This window comes from Pseudoalteromonas sp. JC28 (assembly GCF_013319255.1).
Lineage (GTDB): Bacteria > Pseudomonadota > Gammaproteobacteria > Enterobacterales > Alteromonadaceae > Pseudoalteromonas.
Genome location: NZ_QOKX01000002.1, coordinates 523,820 through 536,707 on the forward strand (window position 1 = coordinate 523,820; position 12,888 = coordinate 536,707).

At 42.9% G+C, this 12,888-nt stretch carries 13 protein-coding genes; 9 read left to right on the forward strand and 4 right to left on the reverse strand.

Annotated features, from left to right (window positions below; translation table 11 throughout):
- The first annotated feature begins 4 nt into the window (after nt 1–4).
- The 8 genes from DS891_RS07495 to DS891_RS07530 all read left to right on the forward strand — a co-directional run bounded on the left by DS891_RS07495 (nt 5) and on the right by DS891_RS07530 (nt 8,386).
- Nucleotides 5–958 carry a DUF58 domain-containing protein gene (locus tag DS891_RS07495; RefSeq protein WP_010605221.1) on the forward strand — a complete coding sequence of 318 codons (954 nt, stop codon included), beginning with the start codon at nt 5–7 and terminating at the stop codon, nt 956–958.
- Nucleotides 959–1,390: a DUF4381 domain-containing protein gene (locus tag DS891_RS07500; protein ID WP_174169372.1), complete on the forward strand. Its 432-nt coding sequence runs from the start codon at nt 959–961 to the stop codon at nt 1,388–1,390.
- Entirely contained in the window at nt 1,383–2,366 is a 984-nt protein-coding gene (locus tag DS891_RS07505; protein ID WP_102057908.1) for a VWA domain-containing protein, read from the forward strand. The genes DS891_RS07500 and DS891_RS07505 overlap by 8 nt, the downstream gene beginning before the upstream one ends.
- 4 nt (nt 2,367–2,370) lie before the next feature.
- On the forward strand, nt 2,371–4,380 hold the full coding sequence (locus DS891_RS07510; protein ID WP_174169373.1) for a VWA domain-containing protein: 2,010 nt from the start codon (nt 2,371–2,373) through the stop codon (nt 4,378–4,380).
- Nucleotides 4,374–6,005 carry a BatD family protein gene (locus DS891_RS07515; protein WP_174169374.1) on the forward strand — a complete coding sequence of 544 codons (1,632 nt, stop codon included), beginning with the start codon at nt 4,374–4,376 and terminating at the stop codon, nt 6,003–6,005. The genes DS891_RS07510 and DS891_RS07515 overlap by 7 nt, the downstream gene beginning before the upstream one ends.
- Nucleotides 6,006–6,161: 156 nt before the next feature.
- Nucleotides 6,162–6,677 (forward strand): sigma-70 family RNA polymerase sigma factor, encoded by a 516-nt coding sequence (locus tag DS891_RS07520; RefSeq protein ID WP_010605216.1) that lies wholly within the window; start codon nt 6,162–6,164, stop codon nt 6,675–6,677.
- Nucleotides 6,677–7,396: a DUF3379 family protein gene (locus DS891_RS07525; RefSeq protein WP_010605215.1), complete on the forward strand. Its 720-nt coding sequence runs from the start codon at nt 6,677–6,679 to the stop codon at nt 7,394–7,396. Before DS891_RS07520 ends, DS891_RS07525 begins: the two co-directional genes overlap by 1 nt.
- Nucleotides 7,397–7,540: 144 nt before the next feature.
- Entirely contained in the window at nt 7,541–8,386 is an 846-nt protein-coding gene (locus DS891_RS07530) for a Tim44 domain-containing protein (RefSeq protein ID WP_174169375.1), read from the forward strand.
- A 26-nt stretch (nt 8,387–8,412) separates the two neighbouring features.
- On the opposite strand, the gene DS891_RS07535 is transcribed toward DS891_RS07530, so the two are convergent.
- The gene (locus tag DS891_RS07535) at nt 8,413–9,192 is read right to left on the reverse strand and encodes a kinase (protein ID WP_174169376.1); all 780 of its coding nucleotides are present in this window, start codon (nt 9,190–9,192) and stop codon (nt 8,413–8,415) included.
- Between the two features lie 172 nt (nt 9,193–9,364).
- Between DS891_RS07535 and DS891_RS07540 the strand changes: the two genes are divergently transcribed.
- A complete protein-coding gene (locus tag DS891_RS07540) occupies nt 9,365–10,003 on the forward strand; it encodes a hypothetical protein (RefSeq protein WP_174169377.1) in 639 nt (212 codons plus the stop codon).
- A 46-nt stretch (nt 10,004–10,049) separates the two neighbouring features.
- On the opposite strand, the gene DS891_RS07545 is transcribed toward DS891_RS07540, so the two are convergent.
- The 3 genes from DS891_RS07545 to DS891_RS07555 form a co-directional block, all read right to left on the reverse strand.
- Nucleotides 10,050–12,065, reverse strand: a complete 2,016-nt coding sequence (locus DS891_RS07545) for a TonB-dependent siderophore receptor (RefSeq protein ID WP_174169378.1) — start codon at nt 12,063–12,065, stop codon at nt 10,050–10,052.
- A 136-nt stretch (nt 12,066–12,201) separates the two neighbouring features.
- The gene (locus tag DS891_RS07550; RefSeq protein WP_010379248.1) at nt 12,202–12,462 is read right to left on the reverse strand and encodes a hypothetical protein; all 261 of its coding nucleotides are present in this window, start codon (nt 12,460–12,462) and stop codon (nt 12,202–12,204) included.
- Nucleotides 12,463–12,633: 171 nt separating this feature from the next.
- Nucleotides 12,634–12,885 (reverse strand): hypothetical protein, encoded by a 252-nt coding sequence (locus tag DS891_RS07555; RefSeq protein WP_010605210.1) that lies wholly within the window; start codon nt 12,883–12,885, stop codon nt 12,634–12,636.
- Nucleotides 12,886–12,888 lie beyond the last annotated feature (3 nt).

Genomic DNA, 12,888 nt, shown 5'->3' on the forward strand with positions numbered 1-12,888 from the left:
TACTATGAACGACATCAAGCAGTTTAACTCGGCCAGCTGGTTTAATGAAAGCCACAGTAATGGTGTCGAACTCAGCCTGAAAGAGCTACTTTTTTATAAGTCCAAAGCGCATTTACTTTCGCTTAAACCGAGAGGAAAAGTGAAAAGTGCTCAATCAGGTCAATACCTTGCACCGCATAAAGGTCGAGGTATGGAGTTCGCTGAAGTCAGACAATACCAATATGGTGATGATATTCGTGCGATTGACTGGCGAGTTACCGCGCGTACCGGTGAAGCACACACGAAACTCTTTCAAGAAGAGAAAGAGCGCCCCGTTTTTGTATTTTGTGACTTTTCCTCAAGCATGCTATTTGGTTCAAAGCTGTTACTTAAGTCGGTGCTTGCGGCGCACTTAGGCATTTTGGTGTCTTGGGCTGCATGCCAACGCGGCGACCGTGTTGGTGGTGTGGTATTTAATGACAGCAATCACCACGAGCTAAAACCGATTGCTCGCGACCGTGGAGTGCTTGCGCTAGCTCATCAGTTTTGTGCCCTACACGAACAAGCATTAATTCAAAAAGAGACTCACCCCTCGGGGGATCGTTTCAATGAGAATTTAAAACGACTTGTGCATCTAGCCAAACCTGGCAGCCTGATTTATCTCATTTCGGACTTTACGGAGTTGAATGATGAAAGCTTTAAATTGCTAGAGCGAGCCACTCGCCATAACGAAGTCATTGGTTGTATGGTAAGCGATCCTTTTGAGCATCATCTGCCTGAATACAGTCAAGCAATTGAGGTCTCTGCTGGTGAACAAAACTGGACATTGCCCTTGATGGACAAGCAATTTAGAGACAAATTCTCGCAAAATGCGTCTGACTTTTTCAATCGAAGATTAGCGCTACTTAAGCGCTCTGGTATGTCGTTACAAAAGTACGACGCGTCATTACCAATCGAATTACAAATCATGAGGGGTTAAATGCAAGTCAATCCACTCGACCAGCTTAATGATGTGGTCATCCCTCAAAGCGTGAGCTGGTGGCCACTTTCTTATCCAATGTGGGGAGCCATTTGTGTTCTACTCACAATATTTGCGGCTACGTGTTGGCTATTATATCGTCGCCAGCAATTTTTAAAGGCAAAAAAGGAAGCCATAAAACTGAGTCATTCGCAGGATAATGCCCAAGCATTACACACCATACTCAAGCGTTTAGTAAAACATTATTACGGTGATACCGCTGCGAGTAGATCGGGCCAAGCATGGTTAACGCTGCAAGCAAGACTTACGCGCGTTGAACTCACTCAGCAAGAGCTCGACTCGTTATATGCTCCGACTCAAGACCCCGCACTCAGCGATAAACTATGTCGTGCGATTAATACCTTCAAAGTGAAGGAGCGTCTCGATGTTTGAGTTTAGTTGGCCCCTTGCCTTTTTATTGTTACCTCTGCCTTGGCTAATTGCGAAGTTTAAACCGAGTATCGCGCAGACCAACATTAATATTCGTATGCCAAGTGCCGCAAAGTTACAACTCGCGAGCACAAATCAACTCAATAAGCGCGCAAAAGTAAGCCTAGTGGAAACACTCGTCTGGCTACTACTGGTAACCGCAGCGGCAAACCCGACTTGGCTTGACGACCCAATCGTTGTGCCAAACGAGGGACGCGATATTATGCTTGCCGTTGACTTATCGGCTTCAATGACAGAGCAAGATATGGAATACCAAGGTCGCTTAGTGGACAGATTGTCTGTCGTCAAAGCCGTTGTTAGCGACTTTATCGAAGCGCGCCAAGGAGATCGTCTGGGACTTATTCTTTTTGGTGACACCGCATTTTTGCAAACACCACTCACCCGAGATTTAGCGACGGTTAGTCAAATGCTTAGTGAGGCACAAATTGGTTTAGTTGGACGCGCCACAGCAATTGGCGATGCTATTGGTTTGTCGGTAAAACGTTTTGGCGAACGTGAACAAAGTAACAAAATCTTGATTTTGCTGACCGATGGTCAAAACACCGCGGGCAACCTTCAACCAGAAGAAGCACTGATCTTAGCCCGAGAAGAAGGCATAAAGATTTATACTGTTGGCGTTGGCTCTGATGGCAGACGCGGTTTTGGTTTATTTGGTTTTAACTCTATGGCTGGTAGTAGTATCGACGAGAAAACGTTGCAACATATCGCCAAAGAAACTGGTGGGCAATATTTTCGTGCAAAAGACGTGGAAGGCCTACAACAGATCTACGCTATGCTCGATGAGCTAGAACCGATAAGTGATGAAACACAGACTTTCCGTCCTAAGATTTCACTGTTTTATATTCCTCTCCTCGCGATACTCGGCTTGCTTTTTGTGGCTCAGCTAAGTCTCGTATTAAGAACAAAATTAAGAGGGTAAATATATGGAATTTGAATTTATTCGCCCACATCTGCTTTGGTTACTTGTTCCTTGGGTGATATACAGTGCACTGCAATGGTCTAAAAAGTCCAATCAAAAATCAGCGCAACTTATCGCACCGCACCTGATGAAGGTGGTGATGGGATCCAGTGGTCAAAAACACCAAAAACAAAGTAACTCTTGGCTTAGTATTGTGTTCTTTTTGTTGGCCATTATTGCGGTTGCGGGACCAAGTATTGAAAAACAAGAAGTACCAGTATTTAAAACTCAAGCACCTAGAGTGTTAGTGCTCGATATGTCTTATTCTATGTACTCAACCGATCTCGCGCCAAACCGCTTAACACAAGCGAGATTTAAAACTTTAGATATGCTCAAGCTTTTTAAAGAAGGCGAGACGGGTTTAGTTGCCTATGCAGGTGATGCATTTACCGTGTCGCCACTCACAACGGACGTCACCACACTTGAGAATTTGATCCCGAGCCTTCGTCCAGAGATCATGCCCTCAAAAGGCTCAAACGTGTATGCAGGCATCGAAGAAGCCGTTAGCTTGTTAACAGGTGCAAGTGCTACCTATGGTGACATTATTTTGGTAACCGATGGATTTGAGCAAGAAGACGCTGAAGATGTGCAAAGCCTCCTTTCTGACAGCCCATTTAAGCTAAGTATCTATGCCTTAGGTACGGCGCAAGGCGCACCAATCAAATTACCTGAAGGCGGCTTTTTAAAAGACCAATATGGTCAGATAGTCGTACCAAAGTTATTCCCGACTCGACTTGAAAAACTCGCTAGAGTTAAGGGTGGAAAATTTGCCAGCTATACTGCTGACAGCAGTGACATAGAGACATTTAAGCCAAATTTGGGTGCAAATACATCGGTGCTTAAACGCGACCAAGAAAGTGCTAAGTGGCGAGTAGATGCGGGAATATATCTGTTGATTGTACTTATTCCACTCGCACTGCTATTGGTTCGAAATCACGCAGTTATGCTCAGTGCTTTGGTTGTTTTTGCGATGTTGCCGCAGCAAAAAGCGCTGGCGAATGAATGGACACAGTGGTTTAAAAATAGCGACCAAAACGCGCTGCAGGCCTACCAAAATGAAGCGTTTGATGAGGCCGCGCTTGCCGATAATCCGGTACTAAAAGGCGCAGCCCTTTATAAAGCCGGAGATTACGAAGGAGCAGTAAAAACACTCGAGCAAACAAGCTCAGCAGAAGGCCAATACAATTTGGGCAATGCGCTAGCACGGCTTGGTAAGTTAGACGACGCGATTTCTGCTTACGAAAAAGCCTTATCCTTAGATCCTGAGTTTACGCAAGCGAAGGATAATAAAGCGCTAGTCGAAGCGTTAAAGGACCAGCAAGAGCAGCAAAATCAGCAGGACCAACAAAGTCAGCAAGACCAACAAGGTCAGCAAGACCAACAAGGTCAGCAAGACCAACAAAGTCAGCAAGACCAACAAAGTCAGCAAGACCAACAAAGTCAGCAAGACCAACAAAGTCAGCAAGACCAACAAAGTCAGCAAGACCAACAAAGTCAGCAAGACCAACAAAGTCAGCAAGACCAACAAGGTCAGCAGGACCAACAAGGTCAGCAGGACCAACAAGGTCAGCAAGACCAACAAGGTCAGCAAGACCAACAAGGTCAGCAAGACCAACAGAATTCACAAGCAGGAAGTGAGTCAGAACAAAACAACAACGAGCCAGAGCTAGATGCTGCCCGCCAAGACCAGCAAGCAGCCGAGGAACAAACTCAAGAGCAAAAACAACAGCAAGCGCAAGCCGCACCTACGCCCGATCCCGAGCAACCACCGCAGGATGAAGAAAAGGCACAGGCTGCAATGATGCAAGATAGTCGGCCACTTACCCCTGAAGAAATAGAGAAAGCGCAACAGCTTAATCAACTGCTTAGAAAAGTACCCGATGATCCGGCCATATTATTGAGAAATAAAATGCAACTAGAAGCACAACAACGCAAACAAAGACGTCTACCAAGAGGAGCTGAAAAATCATGGTAAAACGCATTCTATTTTTTCTGTCTTTGTTGATATTAAGCCACGCCTCGTTGGCATTGGAAAATCTCACAGCCAGCGTAGACAAAAACCCAGTGCTCGCAGGTGAATATTTCACGTTGTCGATTATCGCTGAGGGCAAAGTCAAAGGCACTATTCCTGATGTTTCTGTGCTTAGTAACGACTTTATCACCAGCCCGGTGAATACCAGCTCTAGAACCAGTATCATTAATGGTAGTGTTTCAAGCTCCACTACCTGGCAAATGCAGCTCGTTGCTCGCACTCCGGGTACTTACACCATTCCTTCGTTAGAGGTAGATGGTGAAACGACCCAGCCGATCGAAATCAAAGTTGTTGCTCGTGATGATGAGCAGCAAAGTGAAGATATATTCGTAAAAACCGAACTCAAGACAAAAAATCTCTATGTTCAACAGGCTGCGCTTTATACCGTTAAGCTCTATGTAGGAAAGGAACTACTAGATGGCCAACTGAGTGCCCCAATCTCAGATGGTGCTAACTTCACACAATTGGGCAAAGCTAATGAAGAATACGAAGTTATTGACGGCCGACGCTACATGGTGCTCACCCGAGAATACATGATCCAACCGCAAAAGAGTGGCAATTTCACTATTGAACCACCTATCTTCAACGGCCAGATCAGAGATGGCTATCGTAGAATGGCGACTTCTGCGGTTGGCAATACCATTGACTTTTCAGTATCTCCAATTCCAGCTAACGCTGCTGATAACTGGCTGCCCAGTGAGTATTTGAATTTTTCTGAAGAATGGCAGCCCAAAGATACCGAGTTTATGGTTGGGACGCCCATCACGCGAACACTAACACTCACAGCAGTAGGTGTTACTAAAGAGCAGCTCCCTGACATTCAGCTTGAAGACGTTAATGGGTTTAGAATTTATCCAGACGCGTCAGAGCGTAAGCAAATTACCCGAGATGGAAAAGTCATCTCACAGTTAACCATTTCTTTTGCTTACCTACCGCAACTCGCCGGTGATTTTACTCTGCCCGAAGTAAAACTACCTTGGTTTAACACCATCACTAAACGTGAAGAGTTTGCGACATTACCAAGTAAGTCTGTCAGCGTGATTCTCGATCCAAACCAGCCAGCCTTACCACAGACCGCTCCAATCCAGCAGCCGCTTTCAAGCCCAAGCGTAAATCCATCAACGGCTACGCAAACCAACGTGGTCACAGAACAAATTATCCCGCTGTGGATGTGGGGACTCGCCGCTTTCGGATACGCATTATGGCTAATAACATTACTAATATGGCGTCTAAGAACAAAACCGACCGCAAGCCCCATAGTAAATACGGTCACTGATGAAAATTCAGCACCTTTTATTTCGTTTGAAAAAGCGGTTAAGCAAGATAACCCAGCGGGCTTTTATCAAGCGCTACTGCACTACACCAAACAACAAAATATCACCATGGCACAATGGCTAGCACTTCAACCCAGCTCATTGCGAGCACAAGTACAAACGCTGCAAAGCTCGTTGTATGGAGGCAATAGAGAAAAAGTAGACTTGTCTCAACTATATGGTGAAATTAAAACCAGTGTTAAAAGCACTGTTCACACAAATAAAAGCCAAAGTTTAGGTAATCTATACCAATAAGCGCCTCAGGGCGCTTTTTTATTGCAAGACGAGTTAGATTTGTTAGTAAATAATTAACAGATCAATTATGCTTGGTGTGAGATACACTCCCAGAATCAACTAAAATAAAATGAGTTTTTGTTGAAATAAACCTGCAAAAAGATAGGTCTCATAGATATGGCCAGTAAACAACATCACTACGAGTCACTGGTTCGGATGTACCACAAAGAGCTATATAAGTTCGCTTATTGGTTGTCTGGCGATCCGACAATAGCAGAAGACTTAGTACAAGAAACTTTTTTGCGGGCTTGGCGCGCACTCGATTCATTACAAGATGAGAATGCAGCAAAGCCTTGGTTATTAACTATTTTAAGACGAGAGAATGCACGTCGTTTTGAGCGTAAGCAATTTGACTATGCGGAGGTTGAACAAGATACGCTGGTCGACGATACCAGTTCGGCTTTGGATGATGCAATGGAGCAAACCGTTGTGCAACGACAAATAGCCAACTTAGCACCAGAATATCGTGAACCACTGCTTCTGCAAGTGGTGATGGGATGTTCTGGGGATGAAATCGCCGATATACTTGAGCTGAATAAAAACACGGTGATGACAAGATTATACCGTGCTCGAAACCAGCTGAAAGACGCTTTAACGACTGAATATGAACCAATAAAGGGGGCATCAAACTAATGGATGAACTCGAATTTCGACGCCGCCTCGTTGCTGATCCTCATGATGAAGAGGTCAAAAAACAGGCCGAACAGCAACCTGAGTTGCAAGTGCTGGTTGAAGAAATGCAAGCTTTCGACGATTTCTTGGGTAAATCACTCGATATTGATGTGCCAGAGGGGTTGGCTGACAAGATAATTGCAAAACAAAAGGAGCTTGAAACGGAAGAACAAAAAGTGGTGAAAGCGTCTTGGTTTAGACGCGCTACCGCACCATTTGCGATTGCCGCCAGTGTATTTTTTGCCGCCGTGGTCTTTTACTTTGGCGGTTTTGGACACCCTGTCGATACCGGTGAACATGCGCTTGCTCATGTGTATTACGAAGAAAATGCACTGCAGAAGCAAGAAACAGTGTCACTGCAAACCGTGAATGAGAAACTCGCGATGTTTGGGGGTAAGTTCGACAACTTGCCGGGTAAAGTGGTTTACGCGACATTTTGTAATTTTAAAGGTCAAAAAAGCCTTCACTTGGTTATGCAATCCGAATTTGGTCCACTCACGGTTTTTGTCGTGCCAGCAGGTCAACAAAGTACGATTGACGGCAAAGATAGTTTTGGTGATAGCCGCTTTGAGGGCTTAATTGCCCATGATGGTAAAGCCAACACTATACTGGTGGCAAACCGAGGTGCGCCAATTGAAACCTTCCAATCAGAAGTGACAAGCTCACTACGCTGGTTATAATGCTACCGCCCCACTCTTTGGGGCGGTGTCTCAATATCCTTACTAAACCTCTCAAAATACAAATTTAATTGAGGTACATACCTATTTAAATAGCCATGTTAGTTCTTTACAATGGCGACAGTTATTTTGGTATATAGGAACTTTATGAAACATTTCATTGTGTTACTTTCCCTTGTTTCTTTTTTATTTACAGCCAGTTTTAATGCTGAAGCGAGAAAGAAGTTTGGTAGTAAGAGCTCAGGCAAAACCCAGCAAACGCAAACGACTCAGCAAAAGCAACAAACTGATACACAAGCATTAAATGCAAAATCTACAGCAAAGCCTAAATCGAGTAAAAAAGGCATTATGGCTGGTGTACTCGGCGGATTACTAGCCGGTGGTCTAATTGCCGCGATGCTTGGCGATGATTTTGAAGGATTCCAATTCCTTGAGATGATTCTGCTTGCCGCTGCTGCCTTTTTAATTTTCAAATTGGTTAAGGGCATGCTTGCAAGAAAACAGCAGCCAACTTATGCCGGCGCGCCACCTATGGGTGGCTACAACAATACTCCACCACAGCAATTTCAAAGCCAAGGACCAATTGGCGGTGGTTTTGGCGCAAGTAACGTGCCTATGAATTTGCCGAGAGATTTTGACATCAATGGCTTTTTACAAGGCGCAAGACAGCATTATCAAACCATCCAAACCGCTTGGAATAACAACGACTTTTCGACGGTTTCTGAATACTTGAGCCCAGAGTTGGTTGAAGAGTTCAAGCGTGAACGAGAGCAACAAGGTGACGTTAACACTGAGGTGATGTTTGTTGACGCTGAGTTAGTTCGTGCTGATACACGTCCTGACGTTTGGGAAGTAAGCATTAAGTTTACTGGAAAATATCGTGATCTCGGCGACATGCAAGAGGAACCTATCCACGAAATATGGCACTTAGAGCGTAAAACGACGGGAGATGCACCTTGGCTAATCGTTGGTGTTGAAGAGCTAGCAGCATAACTCATCAACTTTAACAAAAATTACACTCAGCTTGTGTATTCGCCAAGCTGAGTGTTTATTTGCAGCACTTCTCTATTCTCACCCAAACACACTTCAATATCCGCTATTCTTGGCAAGCTTCGCATTCCCCATGCCGATAGGCGTTGAAATGGCTGAATAAATTGTCTAACTTGCTCATCACTCATCCCTTTTCCGTTCGATGCTTTGAGCACATGCTCTTGTTGCAGCCGCCACTGATATACTCTGTCGAAGCTCATTCCATTTAAATAAATGAGACTATCTAATTGTGAAAAAATAGCTTGATACTCTTCACATAAAATTTGATTCACTTTTAAGCGAAACGAACCGTCTTTATCAAACTCTTGCTCAAATTGATTAACGGGAGATGCTAACTCATCGCTAGGCTGCTCCTCCAATCCCATACACCATCCCTCGATAATAAGTACCTGTAAACCCGCATCAACTTTTCGCCACGTTGATTTTGGCAACTTCCTATCTATTGATTTATCGAATACTGGTAAAATTAATGCTGCGCCGCGTTTAAACCTGCTTATAACATCTTGTAATAGTTGCAGATCGTGTGTACCAGGCAAGCCTCTTTGTTGAAACAGCGGATGAAACTTTGAAGCAAGCACTGCCCGCTCTTCTGGGTCTAAATAAAAATCATCAAGAGACACACACTTACAAGTAATGCCAACTTCCCTAAGTTGTTTACAAAGAGAATAGCTGAGTGTTGATTTACCAGAACCCTGAACGCCAGAAATTCCTACTAGTAGAGGGTATGAGAAGCCTCCAGTTGAAAACATCTTGCCTATTCTATTCTTTAACTTATAAGCCAAAGCCATTTCGATCACCACTTTATAAAACCAAAAAATCAAGATACCAAATATTTACCATTAAGAAATAAAAAGATATCTTTTGTATGTAATATAAAAACAATAAGGAAAACGTATAAAAGCAATAATCTATTCAATTTTAATGTGTGTTTCATGCCTCTCAAATGCCATAGAGTATGAACCGGTTAACTGCAGAAGTGAGCAAACAGGTACTAAAAACTTTTATGAAGGTGAAGCTTCGTGCGTAGGTGAATATGCCTATAGCACATGTCCCTCTGGAATTGGAAGTTGTCATGTTGTGGATGATAACTTTGTTACAATTCGCAAGTATATACCATTACAAACTTCAAATAGCGCTCAGCTACAAGAATTAGTAGAACAGTGGGTTACCGGAGTTACTGGGGCACGCTTACGAGAAACTCACTTAGTATCTTGTACAGCACATAATGTTCCTTTTTCTCATTCGGAAGCAGTTTATGAAACTGTGTGTGACTATAAACCGTCGGTCGAAATTTGGCATAGTGCAATAGCTGGTAGTGCTAATAAACATGTGTATATCGTTGCCAGAGATAAAGATGGTTCGATTGGTTCTCAGGAGCTTTGGGTTAATGGCGTAAAACAGAGTGGTTCATCCACTGAGCTTGTTGGACAAGATGGAGACTCTTTCGTTGTAATGGCTAAAGTTCGTGATAACGATGGTTATTCATCCTCAACATCGCGAAATATCATCCTCAGATGGAATGGCTACCCTTGTAAAGGAAAGTGTCCTGATCCTTTCTAAAAAAACAATTAAACCACCATTAGTTCATAAATGGTGGTTTTAATTATCATCTAAATCCAAAGCGATATTCAAACAGAATCATGATATTTCTGCCCTGTTGTGGCACATGACCATCAATCAATCTTGGATCAAATACAGTGTATTTTTTATCAAAAAGATTTTCAGCTTTCAGTTGAATTTTAGTATTGTTATCCAAATTAAAAGAAACGGTACCGCCAATGAGGTAGTAACTTGACTGCTTGAAATCATCTACAGTTGACTCTGGGGGTGCAAGTATCAATGTTGTGTCTCGCCAAATTGCATTTAAAGTAACTTCTACCGCCTCTCTTTTATGAGTAAAGGCAAGTGCAGCAAACTTTTTAAAACTGCCGTTTAATGGCTCGTCAAATAAATGGGTGTATGCACCTTGTATCCATGTTGAGTCACTCAAATTAAAATTAGCATTAACTTCAATACCCTGCATACTCGTCTCAAAGACATTATCAAATGTAAACTCAGCTTGCTCATCATCAATGGATACAAGATTAATAAAATCTTCTAGTTCATTGTTAAACAGTACCGCGTCAAATTGTTTGGACTCGTCTTGATAATGCCAGACCAGCTCTGTCGTTTTTACATATTCTGAAGTTAAGTTCGAATTACCTGATGTAACGTCATCGTTTGAGTTAAGCTCATTACTGACTGGTGTACGAAAAGACTCTCCATATTGTAGCTTAAAAGTGTTTGCTTCATCGTAGCCGTAAACGAATGCAAGCCTTGGCGATAAATTATCGTCTATGTCTTTCACTTCGTCATATCGTGCTCCTGCAAACATACTAAGTTGCTCGCTAAATCGATACTTAGCTTGAACATAACCCGCATAAGAATCAAAATCCTGACGTAGCGAATAAAATGGCGCGTAGTCAGATATTGTCTGCACACCACCCAAATAGGTATGGTTATAAATAATTATGTCACCAGCAGTTTGGTCATAGTAAGTAGTTCTTACACCTGCTTTACTTTGCTCTTCCTTTGACAACTCAATGCCGAAATTCCATTGTAAATGGTCATTTTGTTTATAACCACCATCTAGGTTATAAGTTAAGTCTCTAGATTGCCAAGCTGGGCCAACTAAAAAGTCACCTCCTTGCGTGATACCTATTTCTGCTGCTGTAACGATGAGCCCTGCACTTTCAATGTTATGCTCAATAAAGCTCAGTTTATGGGTTAACTCGAGTAACTCAGTAATTTGCCACTGATACTCAAATGTTGCCGCATAGTTCTCGCTTTTGTGTTCGTTTTCAGGGGAATAACGGGAAAGATTTAAAAACTCGTCAAGTTGAGTGCGGTTAAACCTTACTTGCCATGTTAACGCTTGATGATTGCCGCCAAACACAGCAAAAAGTGATTCTAACGGGTCTTTTACGGCACCTCCAAAATAGCTATCACCGGTGCGTTTATTAAATGCAATATTAGCGTAGACCTGTGTTTCGTTAGACACTTGCTTTGAAATGTTGATCGCCGCTTGAGCGCTGCCATGCTCACCATAGCCAACAGAAAGCTGATTACTATGTTTTTTGGTAATAATATTCATTACACCAAGAAAGGCATTGCTACCATAAAGCGCGGAGCCCGGGCCTCTAATAAATTCAACTTTATTGATAATTTCAATGGGAATGTACGGGGTGTAGACCGACGCTTTACCGAATGAAGACTCATTCAGCCTTTGCCCGTCAATCATCACTAACACATGTCCAGTATCCAGATACACACCACGGGTATGCTCTTTTGGCACGGCTCCAACCCAATCGCCTCGAGTAGATTGAAAGCCAGGTACAAAATTCATTAAATCATAAACATTGTCGACACCTAGGCTATTGATTTGTTCTGAATTAAAGACAGTAATACTAGAGGGAACCGATGCTCTAGTCTCATCGGTTTTGGTTGCGATAGAGACGTTTACATTCAACAGCTCTTCAAACGACAGCTGATAAAGGTCGGCGTCCATAGCTTCTGGTTCAGCGACTACCGCAAAAGGAATTAATAATGGAGTGACTTTAATTAACGCGCTTAAGTTTTTCATATTATACGAGCTCTATGTTCCCACACTTCACTCGTAGTGTTAGATTACTCTAACCTACGTAGCAGCATATGATTAACTTAATAATACTTGCTCCTAGCCACTACGCAAGTTTTTGATTAGCCTTTTCTTTTAGACCCTAAGCAGATGCCAACTTTCTCGCTTTGAAATATTTAAATAAACCAATTAAAGACGCTGCGATCCAAAATAACTCTATCACAAAGCTTGCAAGGTTAAAGTTATAACAAAGACTAATCAGTAGTAGGATCGCACCACTTAAATTCATCAAGTTATACGTTAAACTATCGGGAGATGCCTTTTCCAGCTGTAGCATAAAGAATGCACCAACAACCAAGAAAGTGCCTGTCATACCGATGATATCGAACATTAAATCGATCATGTTTTTTCCATTTAGCAAGACCCAATAGGCTGGCCCAGTTCCATGGGAAGGGTCATTTTCATTCATTGAAACAGCAAAGCCAAACGGCGAAATAGTAACAAACTGGGAAATTCAAGACAGGACATTTGTCTGATAACAAAAAAAGGTGAGCAATAAGAATTGAAGTAATAACTACTTGAAGGTGACCTTGCCACCAATCATTTTCAGTGCTGGCGCACCTCTCACTAATGTATCCCGGGCAAACTCTTGCTCACAATTGGGGCAGTTTACTTGGTTGGTGGTAAAGTCCTGGGTGATCCGTTCTTTAAAACATTTGACGAGGCTGCCCTTGCCTCCCTTACGATACTTAAATAGCTGCTGGCGGCATCCAGAACAATAAATATCGACGGTTCTAACAGGGCCTTTTTTATTGGGTTTTGCCATACC